At 68.7% G+C, this 16,997-nt stretch carries 16 protein-coding genes; 3 read left to right on the forward strand and 13 right to left on the reverse strand.

Going from position 1 to position 16,997, the window contains the following annotated elements:
• Nucleotides 1–25: 25 nt before the first annotated feature.
• On the forward strand, nt 26–1,108 hold the full coding sequence (locus ACX80W_RS06220) for a phosphatase PAP2 family protein (RefSeq protein ID WP_459281440.1): 1,083 nt from the start codon (nt 26–28) through the stop codon (nt 1,106–1,108).
• A 76-nt stretch (nt 1,109–1,184) separates the two neighbouring features.
• Here ACX80W_RS06220 and ACX80W_RS06225 read toward each other — a convergent pair whose 3' ends face one another.
• Nucleotides 1,185–1,604, reverse strand: a complete 420-nt coding sequence (locus ACX80W_RS06225) for a large conductance mechanosensitive channel protein MscL (protein WP_459281442.1) — start codon at nt 1,602–1,604, stop codon at nt 1,185–1,187.
• Nucleotides 1,597–2,160 (reverse strand): TetR/AcrR family transcriptional regulator, encoded by a 564-nt coding sequence (locus ACX80W_RS06230; protein WP_459281444.1) that lies wholly within the window; start codon nt 2,158–2,160, stop codon nt 1,597–1,599. The genes ACX80W_RS06225 and ACX80W_RS06230 overlap by 8 nt, the downstream gene beginning before the upstream one ends.
• A 62-nt stretch (nt 2,161–2,222) precedes the next feature.
• Here ACX80W_RS06230 and ACX80W_RS06235 point away from each other — a divergent pair, with 62 nt between their 5' ends.
• A complete protein-coding gene (locus ACX80W_RS06235; protein ID WP_459281446.1) occupies nt 2,223–3,776 on the forward strand; it encodes an MFS transporter in 1,554 nt (517 codons plus the stop codon).
• 109 nt (nt 3,777–3,885) lie between these two features.
• Complete coding sequence (locus ACX80W_RS06240; protein ID WP_459281448.1) at nt 3,886–5,496, forward strand: peptide chain release factor 3; 1,611 nt, start codon at nt 3,886–3,888, stop codon at nt 5,494–5,496.
• A gap of 105 nt (nt 5,497–5,601) precedes the next feature.
• Here the strand turns inward: ACX80W_RS06240 and ACX80W_RS06245 are convergent, their stop codons facing one another.
• The 11 genes from ACX80W_RS06245 to ACX80W_RS06295 all read right to left on the reverse strand — a co-directional run bounded on the left by ACX80W_RS06245 (nt 5,602) and on the right by ACX80W_RS06295 (nt 16,905).
• Nucleotides 5,602–6,240 carry a thioredoxin-like domain-containing protein gene (locus tag ACX80W_RS06245; RefSeq protein WP_459281450.1) on the reverse strand — a complete coding sequence of 213 codons (639 nt, stop codon included), beginning with the start codon at nt 6,238–6,240 and terminating at the stop codon, nt 5,602–5,604.
• 82 nt (nt 6,241–6,322) lie between these two features.
• Nucleotides 6,323–6,973, reverse strand: a complete 651-nt coding sequence (locus ACX80W_RS06250; protein WP_459281452.1) for a DUF305 domain-containing protein — start codon at nt 6,971–6,973, stop codon at nt 6,323–6,325.
• A gap of 174 nt (nt 6,974–7,147) precedes the next feature.
• Nucleotides 7,148–8,449: an ADP-ribosylglycohydrolase family protein gene (locus ACX80W_RS06255; protein WP_459281454.1), complete on the reverse strand. Its 1,302-nt coding sequence runs from the start codon at nt 8,447–8,449 to the stop codon at nt 7,148–7,150.
• 117 nt (nt 8,450–8,566) lie between these two features.
• Nucleotides 8,567–9,847: an ABC transporter substrate-binding protein gene (locus ACX80W_RS06260; protein WP_459281456.1), complete on the reverse strand. Its 1,281-nt coding sequence runs from the start codon at nt 9,845–9,847 to the stop codon at nt 8,567–8,569.
• Between the two features lie 53 nt (nt 9,848–9,900).
• Entirely contained in the window at nt 9,901–10,662 is a 762-nt protein-coding gene (locus tag ACX80W_RS06265) for a ThuA domain-containing protein (RefSeq protein ID WP_459281458.1), read from the reverse strand.
• Nucleotides 10,663–10,686: 24 nt separating this feature from the next.
• Nucleotides 10,687–11,481 carry a TIM barrel protein gene (locus ACX80W_RS06270; protein WP_459281460.1) on the reverse strand — a complete coding sequence of 265 codons (795 nt, stop codon included), beginning with the start codon at nt 11,479–11,481 and terminating at the stop codon, nt 10,687–10,689.
• On the reverse strand, nt 11,478–12,524 hold the full coding sequence (locus ACX80W_RS06275) for a zinc-binding dehydrogenase (RefSeq protein ID WP_459281462.1): 1,047 nt from the start codon (nt 12,522–12,524) through the stop codon (nt 11,478–11,480). Before ACX80W_RS06275 ends, ACX80W_RS06270 begins: the two co-directional genes overlap by 4 nt.
• A 58-nt stretch (nt 12,525–12,582) precedes the next feature.
• Complete coding sequence (locus tag ACX80W_RS06280) at nt 12,583–13,497, reverse strand: carbohydrate ABC transporter permease (protein ID WP_459281464.1); 915 nt, start codon at nt 13,495–13,497, stop codon at nt 12,583–12,585.
• Nucleotides 13,494–14,417, reverse strand: coding sequence for a carbohydrate ABC transporter permease (locus ACX80W_RS06285; RefSeq protein WP_459281465.1), 924 nt, complete (start codon nt 14,415–14,417; stop codon nt 13,494–13,496). Before ACX80W_RS06285 ends, ACX80W_RS06280 begins: the two co-directional genes overlap by 4 nt.
• Nucleotide 14,418: 1 nt before the next feature.
• Complete coding sequence (locus ACX80W_RS06290; RefSeq protein ID WP_459281467.1) at nt 14,419–15,708, reverse strand: ABC transporter substrate-binding protein; 1,290 nt, start codon at nt 15,706–15,708, stop codon at nt 14,419–14,421.
• Nucleotides 15,709–15,759: 51 nt separating this feature from the next.
• Nucleotides 15,760–16,905, reverse strand: coding sequence for a Gfo/Idh/MocA family protein (locus ACX80W_RS06295; protein ID WP_459281469.1), 1,146 nt, complete (start codon nt 16,903–16,905; stop codon nt 15,760–15,762).
• Nucleotides 16,906–16,997 lie beyond the last annotated feature (92 nt).

Genomic DNA, 16,997 nt, shown 5'->3' on the forward strand with positions numbered 1-16,997 from the left:
GTCGCGCATAGGATTGAAACATACAATGACCACCCACGTCGGTCCCGAACGCCCACCATGGCGCCGCCTGTTCGGCGTTCCCCTGATCGTGACCCTGGCCTTCGCAGCCCTGATGGTTCTGACGGCCGGACTGACCGGGCTGCCCCTGCGCGATCCCGAAGGTTTCCTCGGCCCGAGCTACGTTCGGCTGCCGCTGACCATCCTCGGCGTCATGGCCGCCGATGTCATCCCGCGGGTGCTCCTGCAGCGCCCCGCCCCCCGGGACCTCGTGCGCGTCACCCGCAAAATCTTCAAGCAGCGGTGGACGGGGCACCGCATGTCGGTTGCGGCCGCGGGCCTGGCGAGCTTCTACCTCGCGTACGTCGCCTACCGGAACCTCAAGAGCTTCCTGCCCTTCCTCCAGGACCACCTCGCCGACCCGGCGCTGGTGGCGACCGACCGCTGGTTCGGCTTCGGAGGCAACCCCGCCGACGTACTCCAGCAGCTCCTCGGCACCGGCATCACGGCGGAGGTCCTCTCCTTCGTTTACATGATCTTCCTGATCTTCGTGCCGATCTCCCTCGCCGTGGCCCTTGTCTGGTCCGATGACCTGTCCCTGGGTGCCTGGTATGTGGGCGCACTGTGCTTCAACTGGGTGATCGGAACGGTGACCTACTACGCGGTTCCCTCGCTGGGTCCGATCTACGTCCAGCGGGCCTCCTTCACCGACCTCCCCGATACGGCGGTCTCAAGCCTCCAAGAGGCGCTGTACCGCAACCGCCTGACGGTGCTTGCGGATCCCCACTCCACGCAGTCGGTGCACGGTATCGCGGCCTTCGCCTCGCTGCATGTGTCGATCGTCTTCACCGCCGCGGTTATCGCCCAGCTGGCGCGCCTGCCGAAGGTGGTCCGCTGGGTGATGTGGGTCTACTTCGTCCTCACGGCCCTGGCCACCGTCTACTTCGGCTGGCACTACGTCGTGGATGTGTTCGCCGGACTCGCCGTCGGCGGCCTCTCGGTCTGGCTGGCCGCCGTCTCGGTCGGCCGGGCGCGCCTGCGGTTCGGGGCCGTCAAGGACAAGGACCAGAACCTGCTCGACGCGCGCACCGGCACCGCCGCGCTGCGCTGACAACCGGTCCCGGCCGAGCCGGGCACCCCGTTGGCCTGAAAAAGGGCCGGCGCCTTGGAAAAGGCGTCGGCCCTTTTTAGTGCCTGCCGGAGGACTCGGTGAGCTGGCGGAGCAGGTCCCGCATCTCGGTCAGCAGTGCCGTGTCCACGGGGACCGGCTGTTCCTCGGACGCCGCCGCACCAGCCCGCGCCCGGGTATGGGCGTTGATCCGGTTCATGGGCAGGACGACGCCGAAGTAGACCACCGCGGCGGTGATCAGGAAGGTCACCGCCGCGGTGAACACGGCCCCGATATCGACGAAGGTCTCGGGGTTGCCCGGCCAGATGCGGAATCCGACCCCCTCGGCGCTGACCCCGCCGGCCGCCGCGACCAGCGGACGCAGGACATTGTCGGTGACGGATCCGACCAGGGCCGTGAAGGCCGATCCGATGACGACGGCGGTGGACAGCTCAACGACATTGCCGCGCAGGATGAAGTTCCGGAACCCCTTAAGCATCGGCGCCGCCCGGTGGGATGCAGTGCTTGAGCACGATCAGGTCCACCACCGACAGGACCCGCTCGAGGTCCTTTTCGCTGGGGCCCGGGGCGCCCTCACCCGAGAAGAACGCCGCCTCGTAGTAGAGCCCGTCGCCGAGGAGCTTGATCGCCATGGCGGCGGTGCGGTCCCCCAGCCGGTCCTCAAGGGTGGTCAGCCACAGCTCCTGGATGCGCGAGAGCGTGCGCCGGGCCACCGGGTGCCCCTGCTGGGCGAGGCGCGCCATGGAGACGAGCGCCCGGTCCAGCGGGCTGTCCTCGTAGACGGAGGTCCGAACGTAGTAGCGTCCGGGCCCTTCGGGGTCGGCGGACATCTGCTCCCGGTCCTTCTCGACGAGCGCCAGCAGCCGTTCGGCGAGGGCCTCCACGAGGGCCTCCTTGGCCGGGAAGTGGTAGAGCAGCCCGCCCTTGGAGACCTCCGCAGCCGCGGCCACGGTCTCCATCGTGGCGGCGCGTTCACCGTCGCGGATCAGGGTGTCTTCGAAGCTGTCGAGGATGCGTTCTCGTGAACTTGCCATTCCTCAATGATAGGGGTCACTTAACTTGCACTGTACCGGCTGGACGGTATAGTATCCTCGGCATGACTTCGTCCATGCACACTCCCGCCGCCCTGACCGGGGTGAACTCAGCGCCGTCGCCGGCCTCCACCCGCACCGGGGTGAGAGGCTGGATCTCCCTCGCCGTCCTGATGCTCCCCGTGCTGCTCGTAGCGGTGGACAACACGGTGCTCAGCTTCGCCATTCCCGCCATCTCGCTGGCCTTCTCCACCAGCGGGGCAACCCAGCTGTGGATCATCGACAGCTACCCCCTCGTGCTGGCCGGGCTCCTTGTCGCCATGGGAAGCCTCGGCGACCGGTTCGGCCGCCGCCGCCTGCTCATCATCGGCGCCTGGGGCTTCGCCGCGTTCTCGGTCGCCGCCGCATTCGCCCCGAGTGCCGGCTTCCTCGTCGCCGCGCGGGTGGGCCTCGGCGTCTTCGGAGCGATGCTGATGCCCTCCACGCTGTCGCTGATCCGCAACATCTTCACCGACCGCAACCAGCGCCGCGTGGCCATCGCCGTCTGGGCCGCGGGCTTCTCCGCCGGCGCCGCCCTGGGCCCGCTGCTCGGCGGGGCGCTGCTTGAACACTTCTGGTGGGGCTCGGTCTTCCTGCTGGCCGTGCCCGTGCTGGTGCTGATGCTCATCCTCACCCCGATCTTCGTCCCGGAATCCCGTGATCCGAACCCGGGGCGGGTGGACATCCTGAGCATCGGGCTCTCGGTCGCCGCAATGCTTCCGGTCGTCTTCGCCATCAAGGACTTCGCCATGGAGGGTCCCACCCCGCTGGCCGTCTCCGCCGTCGTCGTCGGCCTCGCCGCCGGCACCATCTTCGTGCGCCGGCAACTGCGCAGGTCCGCCCCAATGCTCGATGTGCGCCTGTTCGCCGTCCGTGCGTTCACCGGTGCGGTGCTCGTGAACCTGCTGGCCATCTTCTCGCTGGTGGGCTTCCTCTACTTCGTCTCGCAGCACCTGCAGCTCATCCTGGGCTACAGCCCGCTCGAGGCCGGGGTGATCCTGCTGCCCGGGCTCCTGACGACCATCGCCGCCGGCTTCGCCGTCGTGCCCGTGGTCAAGCGCGTCCCGCCCCACATCGTGGTCCCGGTCTCCCTCGGGTTCTCCGCCGCCGCGTACGCGTTCGTCGCCTTCACCGGCGAGTCCGCCATGGCCCTGCTGCTCGCGTTCATCCTCCTGGGCGTCGGCGTCGGGGCCTCGGAGACCGTCTCCAACGACCTGATCCTTTCGACCGTCCCGCCGGCGAAGGCCGGGGCGGCCTCCGCCGTCTCGGAAACCGCCTACGAGGTGGGCTCGGTGTTCGGCACCGCGGTGCTCGGCAGCATCCTGCTCGCCTCCTACCAGGCCCACCTGAGCGTGCCCGCCGGGCTGACCGGCGAGCAGGTCGCGGAGGCCACCGAGACCCTCGGCGGGGCGGTGAACACAGCGGAACAGCTCCCCGCGGCGAACGCGGCGGCCCTGCTCGAGTCGGCCTTCGCCGCCTTCGACAGCGGAGTGGTCCTCACCTCGGGGATCGGTGCCGCCCTCATGGTCCTGGCCGCCTGGCTCGGATGGTGGTCCCTGCGCCCGGCCGCGGCGCGCTGAGCCGGCCCGGCCGGGCGGGGCCAACCCCGTCCGGCCGCCGGCACTCCCCCGGGGCCGCCGGTCCGGCGGCCGTGGCGGAGCGCCGGCAGCGGATCGGAGACAATGGAGTGTGCCCGTTCTTACCGAATCCCTCCCCACCGATCCCGCGGCCGTCCGGCGCGAAGCCTCCCGGCGCCGCACCTTCGCCGTGATCTCCCACCCCGACGCCGGCAAGTCGACCCTGACCGAGGCCCTGGCCCTGCTCGCCCGCGCCATCCAGGACGCCGGGGTGACCCACGGCAAGTCCAGCCGCCACGCCACCGTCTCGGACTGGATGGGCATTGAGCAGGAGCGCGGCATCTCGATCAGTTCCGCCGCCCTGCAGCTGACCTACCGGGACACCATCCTCAATGTCGTCGACACCCCCGGCCACGCCGACTTCTCCGAGGACACCTACCGGGTGCTCGCCGCCGTCGACTCCGCTGTGATGCTCATCGACGCCGCTAAGGGATTCGAACCGCAGACGGTGAAGCTGCTGGCCGTCTGCAAGGCCCGGAACATCCCCATCATCACGGTGATCAACAAGTGGGACCGCCCCGGCCTCGATGCGCTGGGCCTGATCGACGACATCGGCGAGCGGACCGGGATGACGCCGGTACCGCTGACCTGGCCGGCCGGGATCGCCGGGGACTTCCACGGGCTGCTCGATATCCCCGGGAAGCGGGCGTTTCGGCTCGAGGCCGTTGACGGCGGCGCCCAGGCCGCCACGGAGACGGAGGTCAACACGGCCGACCTTGACCAGCTCGAGGCGGCGCGCTGGCTGGAGGCCGAGGAGGAGGCCGGGCTCGTCGAGTCCTCGAACGGGGCCTTCGACGCCGCCGAGTTCGCCGCGGCCCGTCAGACCCCGGTCCTGTTCGCCGCCGCGGCCAAGAACTTCGGCGTCTCCCAGCTGTTGGACACCCTCGTCGACCTCGGGCCGGCGCCCTCGCCCCGGGAGACCCTCACCGCAGCGCCGCGCCCGCTGGAATCCCCGTTTTCCGGGTTCGTCTTCAAGGTCCAGGCCGGCCAGGACAGCTCCCATCGGGACCACATCGCCTACCTGCGGATCTGCTCGGGCAGCTTCGAACGCGGCATGGTCATCACGAACGAGCGCACCGGCAAGCCGTTCGCCACCAAGTACGCCCACCGCGTCCTGGGCCGCAGCCGGGAGGTGGTCGACACTGCCTGGCCGGGCGACGTCGTGGGACTGGTCAACGCCACCAGCCTGCGGGTCGGGGACAGCCTCTTCGCGGAGGAGCCCGTGCGCTTCCCCGACATTCCCCGCTTCTCCCCCGAACTGTTCGCCGTCGCCCGGGCCAAGGATCCGGGCCGGTACAAGCAGTTCCGCCGCGGGATCGAGCAGCTCGAACACGAGGGCGTGGTGCAGGTGCTGCGCTCGGACCTGCGCGGGGACCAGGCGCCGGTCCTGGCAGCGGTCGGTGCCCTGCAGTTCGAAGTCGCCGCGCAGCGGCTGGGCACCGAGTTCAACGCGCCCACCTCCCTGGACCACCTCTCCTACACCCTGGCCATGGCCGTGGCCCCCGGGAGCACCGGGGTGCCGGAAACCTTCCGCGGCGGCGAGATCCTGCGCCGGGCCGACGGCGAGATCATCGCCGTGTTCGGCGACAAGTGGAAGGTCGGGCATTTCCGCAAGGACTACCCGGGCGTGGTGCTGGAGCCGATCGGCGCCGCCATCGAGTAAGCCGCCGTCGACCAGAACGGCATCGAATAAAACGGCGGGCCCGGTTGTACCGGGCCCGCCGTTCTGCGTGCTGCTAGTCCTCTGTGCTGTTACTTCTCTGTGCTGTTACGGGGTGATGCCGCCGGAGCAGGTCGCGCCGGGCTCCGGGGTCTGCTCGCCCTGGATGTACTTCTCCATGAAGGCCGCCAGCCGGGGATCGTCGGCTGAGTCGACCTCGAGCTGCACACCCCACGCGCTGGCGGTGATCGGGGATTCCTGGTCCGCGTACGGGCTGAGGACCACGTAGCCGCGGGAGCCGACCAGCTCGGTCAGCGCATCGATCCCGGCCTTCTCCAGCTCGGGCTGGTAGCTGATCCACACGGCGCCGTGCTCGAGGGAGTGCACGGCGTTGGTGTCGGGCACCGGCTCGGTGTACACGCCGCAGTTGAGCCAGACGGGGCTGTGGTCCCCGCCGACCGGAGGCGACTGCTCGTAGGTGACATCGGCATCGGTGTGCTCGCGGCCGAGGTCCTCGAAGGTCGCCACGCCCTCGATCGGCTTGGCGGCGGCGGCCTTGGTGGCGTTGTTGACCTGCACCTGGTTCACGATCACCACGGTCACCGCGATGATGATCGCGAGGATGACCGCACCGATCCCGCCGAAAATCAGAGCGCTGCGCCTGCGTTCACCGGCCCGCTGCTGGGCCTGGATCGCGGCAAGCCGGGCCTGGCGGTCAGAGTTTTGCTGGGCTCTCTTCTTGTTCAACTGTTTCTTGTCCTTCGTGGCGGGATGTGGGAAGCCCTGCACAGGGCGAACCGGCTGTAGTCCAATCTACCGCCGGTGCCGGCTAACGCCGGTCGAGCAGGTCCTGCAGGGCACTGATTTCGGCTTGCTGCGCCGATGCCATTTTAGTGGCCAGCGCGCGCACCTGCTCGGTCTCCGCGAGATCGGCGCCCGCCTCGGCCATTTCCGCACCGGCGGTGTGGTGCTCAATCATGAGGTCCAGGAAGAGGCGTTCGGCCTCCACTCCGGTGGAAGTTTCGAGCTGGGCCAGCTGCTCGGGGGTGGCCATGCCGGGCATGAGCGCTCCGGGGCGGTGCGCCGGCCCGCCGTCGTCCTGTCCGCCGTGGTGGCCGCCGGCCGCGGAATCCAGCCACGCCATGGCCGGGACCGGGCTGCTCTGCGGCAGGCCCCATTCCTCCAGCCACGCGTACATCTGGCCGATCTGGTGCTGCTGGGTGAGCGCGATGTCGTAGGCCACGGACCTCAGCTCCTCGTCGGTGCTGCGGTCGCGGATCAGCAGCGACATCTGGACGGCCTGGGCGTGATGCACCTGCATGTCGCGGGCGAAGCCGGCGTCGGCGCTGGTCCCGCCGGGGTGGTCCTGCCCGGCGGAGATGCGCCCGGCGGTGAAGACCAGGCCCAGCAGCGCCAGCACGGCGACGCCGGCCAGGACGAGCAGCAGCCGTTTTTGCCAGGAGAGCAGGGAGTTCGTCATGGTTTCCTCGCTGGAAGGTGGGGTTCAACCTTCCACCGTAGGCCATCATGCTGGGCGTTCCCTTGATGCCCCTGTTGCAGGAGTGTAGGTGGCGCAGGAGTCTCAATGGCGCCGGGGTGCCCGCGGTGCCGGGTGGGCCGGCACCGCGGGCCGCCTGGGGAGGCGGGTCTCGTCCTATTCGGCCGGTGCCGGGATGAGCCGCAGGGTGCGCTCTGCGAGTTCGTCGATCGTGATGTGGTCGTAGCCGCGTACGTCGCTGCGCACGTGCTCGTGCGTGGTGCCCACGAGTTCGGCGGGAACCGCCTCCGCCCCGTGCAGCGCGCCGTAGGCGCTGCCCACCGTGGCCGCGGTGGAATCGGTGTCACGCCCGCCGGAGATGGCGATGGCCACGGCCCCGGCGAAGTCCCTGCCCCACAGCAGGCCGATCGAGATCAGGGCGGCGTTGTGGATGGTGTGCACCCAGCTGTAGTGCCCGAGCGTCTCGTCCACCCAATCCAGGGCCGCTTCATGGGAAGCGCCGCCGTCGAACAGCTCCAGGGTCCCGCGGAGGGCCTCGGCCAGCCGGGAGCGCTCGGGGACAACGCGGAGCGCGGTGGCCAGGGCCTCGCGCGCCGAGTCGGTCGTGAACGCCGCTGCCAGGAGCGCCGCGGCCCACATTTCGCCGTAGACGCCGTTGGCGGTGTGGCTGAGGCGGGCATCCACGAGGGCCAGCCGTGCGGCCTCCGCCGGGTCCCCGGGGTTCACGTACCCGAAGATGTCTCCGCGGATGAGCGCGCCGATCCACTCCCGGTAGGGGTTGGCCTCGGTGGCGGTGGCCGGCGCCTGCAGGCCGGAGATGAGGTTCCGGTAGGCGGCGCGCTCGGCCGTGTAGATCTGGGTGAACGGCATCCGTCCCAGCCATTCGGCGGCGATGTGCTCGGTCGTCAGGCCGCGGCCGTGGGTTTCGAGCAGGTTCAGCCCAAGGATCGTCCAGTCGATGTCGTCGTCGCGGGGCACTTCGGTGAAGGTCCCGGCGGACGCGGTCGGGGCCGAGGGGTGGAGCTGGCCCACACCGGCGGGCAGCGGGTCGAGCAGCCGGATGTAGCCCCTCTGGGGCCACTGGCCGGCGGCCCGCAGGTAGATTTCCACCTCGCGGCGGGTAAGCCCTTCGATCGGCTTCCCCATCGTGTTGCCCACGGCTCGGCCGAGCCAGGCCCCGCGGATCCTCCCGGGGAGTTCGGACGGCGCATAGGCGGTCTTTTCCACCGTGCCGGCCAGGGCGCGCAGGGCGTCCTCATCACCGGGCTCGTCGTAGGCCCAGTCGGGATCCCGCTCCAGCCCGGCAAGGGCCTGCGCGATCGAGGCGAGGCGGGGAAGGTCCGACGCCGCCGCCGCCTCCCGAGCCTGCTGTTCAAGGTCACCGACCGCGAAGCCGGAATGGGCCAGCTGTTCGGCCTCATCGGGGACGATGTCGCGGGGGTCGAGTACGTCGTGCATGTTTTCCTCGTTGCTGTTCGGGGGTGGGTCGGGGTGCCGGTGGGTCGGGGTGCCGCCTCCCAGGGGGCGGCGGGTCGGGAACGGCCCGCCCGGGCGGGCGGGCCGTTCCCCGGGGTTCTACTTCTTGGAGGCGGCGTCGAGGTCGGCGGCGACGTCCTCCGCGCTCTTTTGGTCGGTCAGCATGCCCTGCACGCCCTTCCACATCGCGTCGTTGAAGACGTCCGTCGACAGGACGTCGACGTTGGAGCCGAACTCGCCGGTGCCGTCCGAGATCTTCGAGGCGTCCTCGATGACCTGGGCGAACAGGGGGTCGGCGTCGATGCCCTCGGTCTCCACCGGGAACGGCGGGATGGTGTTGAAGTTCTCAACGGTCCACCGTCCGTGCTCGGGGGTCACCAGGTAGTCGAGGAACTTCTCGGCCGCCTCGGTGTTCTTCGACGCGGCCGAGATGAACGGGCCGGACCCGAGCCCGCCGCTGAAGATGCCCGGGCCGTCCTCGGCCGGGAAGGGGATGAAGCCGACCTCGAAGTCGGTGTTCTTGGCGATCTCGTCGGTGGCCCAGCTGCCGGTGGGCAGGATGGCGGCCTCACCCTTGTAGAAGAGGGCGTTGGCGCCGTCGTAGGTCAGGGACGTCGGGAAGTCGGGGAGGTAGCCCGCGGCATTGAAGGACTTCCAGGTGTCCAGGGCCGCGACAACCTCCGGGGAGGTCCAGGGCATTTCGCCGCTGAGCAGCTTGTCCACCCCATCGGCGCCCACCCGGCTCGACAACGCCATGCTCAGCAGGTGCCCGCCCTGCCAGCCTTCCTTGTCACTGGCAGCGAACGGGGTGATCCCCTCCTTGGCGAGGGTCGCCGCGGCGGCCTCGAGCTCCCCGAGGTTCGTGGGCTCGCTGATGCCGAGCCTGTCGAAGATCTGCTTGTTGTAGAAGAGGCCGACGGTCTCGATGTCTCCGGGCACCCCGTAGACCTTGCCGTCGAAGGTCACGCGCTCCTTGGCGAACTCGTAGACGGGCCAGTCGTGCTCCTCGTAGGCGTCCGTCAGGTCGTGGAGCAGCCCGGCGTCGGCCAGTGCCCCGGCGTAGCCGGGGCCCGATCCCCAGTTGAAGATGTCGGGGCCCTCGCCGGATCGCAGCTGGGTCTGGAGCACCGTGCGCATGTTGTCGGTGGGCAGGACCTCGAGTTCGACGTCGATGCCGGGGTTCTGCTTCTCGAAGACCGCGATGTCCTCGTTGATCAGGTCGACGGCGGACGAATCCTCGGGCTGCTCGATGAGGTAGCGGATCTGTTCATTGCCACCGCTGTCCTTCTCCGAGGCGGCGGAGGTGCCGGTGCACCCCGTGACGGCGAAGGCGAAGGCGGCGGTGACCGCGGGGATCCTAAGGGCTGCAAGGCGTTTCATGAGGTGCTCTCCTGGTGGGGGGGGTACGGACGGGAATGCCTGGGGTCCGGCCGTCAGGCCGGGAGGTGCTGGAACCAGCCGCGCGGCGGGTTGATCACCGCCGGCTGTTCCCGGGCGGTGGTGGGCGCCGCCCAGCGGACGCCGTTGGCCAGGACCTGCCGGATCTGCGGGTGGTGGTAGACGGGGTAGGCCTGGTCTCCGGGGCTGAAGTAGAAGATACGGCCGCGTCCCCGGGTGAAGGTCACCCCCGAGCGGAAGACCTCGCCGCCGCTGAAGGAGCTGATGAACACCAGGTCGTCCGGGGTGGGGATGTCGAAGAACTCCCCGTAGGTTTCCTGCTCATCGAGCACCAGCGGCCCCTCGATGCCTGCGGCGATGGGGTGGGTCGGGTTCACGTTCCAGACGATTTCCCGTTCCGCCCCGTTGCGCCACAGCAGTGAGCAGGTGGTGCCCATCAGGGTCTTGAAGATCTTCGAGAAGTGGCCCGAGTGCAGCACCAGCAGGCCCATCCCGCCCAGGACGTGCCGCTGCACCCGGTCCACCACCTCGTCGGACACCTGATCATGGGCAATATGGCCCCACCACAGCAGGACGTCGGTCTCGGCGAGCACTTCCTCGCTGAGTCCGTGGTCGGGATCGGCAAGGGTGGCCGTGCGGATCACCGGATCCCCGTCCAGGAAGAGCCGGAGGCCTTCGGCGATGGCGCCGTGGATGCCGTCCGGGTAGATGGCGGCGACCTCCGGTTCGGTCGCCTCGTGGACGCCCTCGTTCCAGACGGTGACCCGCAAGGGCGTGGTGGGGCTGTGCTGCGTCATGATGGTCCGATCCTCGCGGCTGGGCTAGTTCTTCAGGAGGGCCGAGACCTTCGGGAGCACGTCCCGGGCCGGCCCGCTGATGCGGCATTCCATGGCAAGCCAGCCGTCGTAGCCGATGTCCTCCAGCGCGGCCAGCGTTGCGGGCCAGTCGTAGTGGCCCGCCCCCGGCTCGAGCCGGTTGCTGTCACCGAGCTGGACGTGGCGGATGTGCTTTCCGGCGGCCCGGATGGAGGCGGGGATGTCCGCCTCCTCGATCGACATGTGGAAGGTGTCGGCGATGACGGCGACGCCCGGGGAGGCGACCTCCTCGACGATGGAGACGGCGTCGGCGAGGGTGTTGACCATGAAGTCCTCGTACCGGTTCAGGGGTTCGAGCAGTACGAGGGCGCCCTCGGCGGCCGCGTGCTCGCCCAGTTCCGCCAGTGCCTCGAGGAGGACGGTGCGGGATTCCTCGTCGCTGCGCGGCGGCTCGAAGGGAGGAAGCCGGCGGCTGAACAGCGCGTACGCGTTGGGCGTGACGGCGCCGAACCCACCGGCCTCGGCGATGCCCGAGAGCAGGTGCTTCATCTGCTCTCGCGCGTCCTTGGCACGGACGGGATCGAAGTCACCGATGAAGTGGTCCATGTTGACGCACACGCTGGGCATCACGACGCCGGCGGCCCGTGCCTCGCGCAGTTCAGCCGACCGTCCGGCGAAGATGTCATCGCCCTTGCCCAGCAGTTCGATGCCGTCGAATCCGCTTGCCTGCGCGAATTCGAACTTCTCCATCAAATTCCTGCCCTCCAGGAAGTGTTCCTGGACTGCGAGTCGGAAAGTCACTTGTTCTCCTCAAAGCTGAGGACGACCTGGAGGGCGTCCTGCGGGTTTTCATCGAGCATGCTGAAGGCCGCGCCGGCGTCGGCCAGCGGAACGGTGTGGGAGATCAGGTCCACCAGGTTCAGCCTCCCCGAGACGGCGAGGTCGATCGCGGTCGTGTTGAGCCGGTAGGTGTCCCAGCGGTGCTGCAGCGCCGGGGACACTCCGGAGATCTGCGAGGAGATCACCTGGATACGGTTGTGGTGGAATTCCTCGCCGAGGCGCAGGCCCATGCCGTCGCCCTGCAGGAAGCCTGCGGCGCACACGCGGGAGCTGTAGGCCACCGAGCGGATGGCTTCATGAAGGGCCCGGTAGTTGCCGGTCACCTCGAGGGCCGCGTCGGCTCCCCGGCCTCCGGTGAGTTCACGGATGCGTTCGGCGACGTTGCCGTCGGCCGGATCGAGGACGATGTCCGCCCCGAGGTCCTCGGCCAGCTTGCGCCGGCCCGCGATGCCGTCGACGGCGATGACGCGCGCGCCGTTGAGCCGCGCGAGCTGGGCCACGATCTGGCCGGGAACGCCCAGCCCGAAGACGGCGACCGTCTCACCGATGTGGATGTCGGCGTCGAGGACGACGTTCAGGGCGATGGCGCCGATCTGCGAAAAGATCCCGATGCGCGGGTCCGCCGCGGGATCGAGGATGCGCGCCGCGGCGTACTCCTCGGTCTTCACCGTCGACGACCGGTGGCCCCAGGTGCCCCAGATGCGGTCGCCGAGGGCGACCGAGGTGACGTCGGAGCCCAGCTCGACGACCTCGCCGACCTCCTCGTAGCCCCAGCCGTGGACCGGGTAGGACAGGGTCGATTCGCCGTCGATGAACAGGCGCCGCTCGGGGCTCCACTTTTTCTGCAGGTAGGGGTTGCTGCCGCGGTAGGCGGTGAGCTCGGTGCCGGCGGAGATGCCCGAGTAGAGGGTGCGGATGCGGACCTCGTTGCCGGCGAGTGCGGCTTCGGACTCGTCGGTGATTTCCGCAACGCGCGGAGAGGTGAAACTGACAACGGATGCCATGGAGCGCATGTCCTTCGTGTTGGTGGTGCTGGTTCTAGTGGGGGAAGTTGGTGCCGGCTCAGCCCTTGACGGCGCCGGAGATGAAGCCCTCGGCGACCTGGCGCTGCATGACCAGGAACAGGACGACGACGGGAATGATCGTGATCAGGGTTCCGGCCGCCAGCGGGCCGATGTCGAGGGAGCGCCCGCCGGTGAACTGGTAGAGCCCGGTGGTGAGCGGCCGGAACTCCCCGCCCGGCAGGTACAGCAGCGGTACGAGGAAGTTGTTCCAGTTCTGGATGAAGGTGAAGACGCCGAGGGCGCCCGCACCGGAGGAGACCAGCGGGAGCATGACCTTTACGAAGATCTGCCACTCCGACGCCCCGTCCATCCGGGCCGCCTGCTCGAGCTCGAGGGGGAGGTCCGAGAAGAACGCCCGCATGAAGAAGGTTCCGAAGGACACCCCGGTGGAGGTGAGCACCAGGATGGCCCCGGGAAGGGTATCGAGGAGCCCGAGTCCGCGGAGCTGGAAGTACAGCGGAATCATGTAGGCGAAGAACGGAACGAGGAGTCCGAGGACCACCAGGTAGAACGCCACGGTGCGCCCGCGGAAGGGGAGCCGGGCGAAGGTGTAGCCGGCCATCGTGGAGAGGATGACCACGAGCAGGGTGCTGGGCACGCTCAGCAGGATGCTGTTGAGCAGGTAGCTTCCGAAGTCTCCCACGACCCAGGCGTTCCGGAGGTTCTCCAGGGAGAACGAGGTGAACAGCCCGAACGGGTCGGTGCGCACCTCGGCCTCGGACTTCAGCGCCGTGGAGATCACCAGGATCACCGGGAAGAGCGAAACCACCGAGAGCACGATCAGCAGGAGGTGTTTTCCGGTCAGGGCGGTGCGGCGCCGGGGGGACATTCCGTTGTCTTTCCGGGATGCCCGGGCCGTCCGCCGGGGTGCGGGGTCCGTCTCGATGTGCTTCAGTGCCGTTGTGGTGGTCATGCGCCTGTTCCTTGGAGAGAGAGCCGCCGCTGCAGCCGGTTGAGCGCCACGGCGAAGGGCACCGAGAGCGCGGTGATCAGCAGCGCGAGGGTGGTGCCGTAGCTGATCTGGCTGAGCTGGAAGGCATTGGTGTAGGCGTAGGTGCCAATGACGTTCGTCGCATTGGCGGGGCCTCCGCCGGTCATGATGAAGATGATGTCGAAGACGCTGAACCCGCCGACGAGGGTCACCGTGGTGACCATGAGGAAGACGGGCATGATCTGGGGCAGGATGATGTACACCAGCTGCTGGACGGCGTTGACGCCGTCGAGCCGGGAGGCGTCCATGAGCGCCCCGTCAACATTGCGCAGCGCGGAGAGGAAGATGATGAGCACGAAGCCGGTCGTGGCCCAGATGGCGGTGGCCAGGACCGCGTAGAGTGCCGTGTTCGGGTTGCCCAGCCAGCCGGTGGCCAGGGAGTCCAGCCCGAGCACCTGCAGCGCCTTGTTGACCCAACCGCTGACCGGATCGTAGATCCAGCCCCAGACGATGCCGATCGCGACCTGGGGAAGGACGTACGGGAGGAAGAACGCGAGCCGGTAGAACACCCCGGCGTGGCGGACCTTCCAGAGCAGCAGCGCCTGGGCCAGGCCGATCAGCAGCGGGCCTGCCGTACCGATGACGATCCAGATGGCGTTGTTGCCAAGGGCGTGCCACACCTCGGGGTCGGTGAGCAGACGCGCGTAGTTCTGCAGCCCGACGAAGGCCGGCGTGGGGTCGATTCCGTCGAAGTCGACGAAGGAGTAGTAGATCGCGTTCCCGAGCGGGAAGAGGAAGAACGCGGTCACCAGAAGCATCAGCGGCGTAATGAGCGCGATGCCCAGGCGGGTCTGCGCCCGTCGGGTGACCTTGGGAGTCGTTAGCTGGAATTGGGTGCTCATGTCACTTTTCCTCGGCGGCTTGCTTGCTTGCGGTCTGGAGTGCCTGCGCGACGTCGTCGGCGGTCTTCTGGCCCGTGAGGATGCCCTGGAAGCCGTCCCACATCGTCTTGTTGAAGGTGTCGGTGGTCAGGACGTCGATGTTGTACCCGAACTCGCCGGAGCCTTCGGCGATCTTCGCCGTGTCCTCGATGACCTGGGAGAACAGCGGGGAGAGCTCGAGTCCTTCGGTGTCCACCGGGAAGGCCGGGATCGTGCCGATCTCCTCGACCTGCCAGCGCCCGTGCTCCTCGGACTGGAGGTAATCCAGGAGTTCGACGGCACCATCGGGGTTATCCGTGTCGGCCGAGACGAAGGTTCCGCCGCCCAGGCCGCCGGTGAAGATGCCCGGGCCGTCCTCGGCGGGGAAGGGCATGAACCCGACCTCGAAGTCGACCGTCTCCTGCAGGGAGGAGATCAGCCAGCTACCGGTGGGGTTCATGGCGGCCTTGCCGGCGTAGAACAGCGCGTTGCCGTTGTCGTAGGTCAGGGCGTTGGGCGAGTCGGGCAGGTAGTCGGACTTGGCGAACTCCGCCCAGGTCTCGAGCGCCGCGACGACCTCGGGTGAGGTCCAGGGCATGCTGCCGTCGAGCAGCTTTTCCATCCCGTCCGGCCCGATCCGGCTGGACAGGGCCATGCTGAAGAGGTGCCCGCCCTGCCAGCCTTCCTTGTCGTTGACGGCGAAGGGCGTGACGCCGGCGGCGCTGAAGGTTTCCGCCGCCTTTTGCAGATCCGAGAGGTTCTTGGGCTGCTGCACGCCGTGCTTCTCGAAGAGATCCTTGTTGTAGAAGATCCCGACCTCCTCGAGCTGGGTCGGCACGCCTGAGGCCTTCCCATCGAAGGTGACCCGCTCGCGGGCGAAGTCGTAGATCTTCCAGTCGTTCTTCTCGTACGCCTCGGTCAGGTCGTACAGGAGTCCCCCCTCGGCGAGGGTGCCGGCGAAGCCGGGGCCGGTGTCGTAGTTGAACACATCGGGCCCCTGCCCGGAGCGCAGCTGCGTCTGCAGGACGGTCCGGAGGTTCTCCAGGGGCAGGACCTCGAGGGAGACCTGGATTCCGGATTCCTTCTCGAACTCCTTGAGGTCGGCCTTGATCACCTCAAGTTCCGACGGGCGTTCCGGCTGGCTGATGAGGTAGCGAAGGCTGTCGGAGCCGTCCCCCGCGGAATCCGGCGCGCTGCCGGTGCACCCCGTCACCGCCAGGGCCAGGATCGCTGCGGCGGCGGCCGCCGCCCGGGTCGAAGGTGGTTTCTTCATGGTTGACTCCCTTGTCGTGGTGTTGTGCATTGGGGCCGAGGGGACGGATCGTCAGTTCCCTTGCGGGGCCGTCCCGCCCGTCGATGCCGTGAGCAGGTCCGCGGAGAAGTCCTCGACCTGCACCCAGGCGCCCCGCTCCGCGGAGGCCAGGACGGCCTCGGTGATCGCCGCCATCCGCAGGCCGTTCTCGAAGGTCGGCATGCGTTCCGCGGCGGCGGTCCGTCCGGAGGCGCTGGCGTAGGCATCTGCGACGAACGCCCGGAAGGCGTCGTGGTAGCCCTGGGGGTGACCTGCCGGAAGCGTCGAAAGTTCCGCCGCCTCGGGTGAGAGGGTGTTCGGGTCGCGGGTGACGACCCGGTTGGTTTCCCGCCCGCCGACCCAGAGGGTTTCGGGCTGTTCCTGGTCGAAGGCGACGCTCACGTTGGCGGCATTGACCTCGAACCACAGCCGGTTCTTCCGCCCGGGCGAGACCTGGCTGATGACCACCGACCCGACAGCGCCGCGGTCGGTCCGGAAGTTGACGCTGGCGATGTCCTCGGTGGAGACGGTTCCGGCGGTGCCCGCGCGGTCCGCGAAGGCCGCCTTGGTGAGGGCGGAGACCTCCCGGATGCGGTGGCCGCTGACCCACTCGACGATGTCGCACCAGTGCGAGCCGATGTCGGCGAACGCCCGGGACGCCCCGCCCTTGGCGGCGTCCACCCGCCAGTTGGTGTCCTCGGCGTTGGACAGCCAGTCCTGGAGGTAGGAACCATGGATCAGGTGGATGCCGCCGGCCGATTCGGCCTGCACGCGCGCCCGGGCCTCGGCAACGAGGGGGTGGTAGCGGTAGATAAATGGAACGGCGGCCGTCAGCCCGGAGGTCCGGGCCCTGCCCGCAAGTGCCTGCGCTCCGGCGAGGTCAAGGGCCAGGGGCTTTTCGCACACGACGTGCTTGCCGGCCTCGAGGGCGCGCAGCGCGAGCGGCTCGTGGAGGTGGTTCGGGACACACACGTGCACGACGTCGATGTCCGGATGGGCGAGGAGCTCCTCCACCTCGAGGGCGGCGCTTCCCGCGGCCCAGTCCTCTACGGCCCGCTCGGCGGACTGGAGCGAGGATCCGGCCACCGCGACAATGCGTGCGCCGACCCGGCGTGCGGCATCCGCGTGGATGCGGCCCATCATGCCCGTTCCCACGATGCCAATTCCCAGCTGTGTCACATAGCTCCCAAACTCGAAGAGATTCTCGCGGTATCACTGATCACACCAGCAACATCACGAGCATATGGTTGATTCGATTTGCTGACAAATGG

It is taken from the genome of Arthrobacter melezitosi (assembly GCF_054511055.1).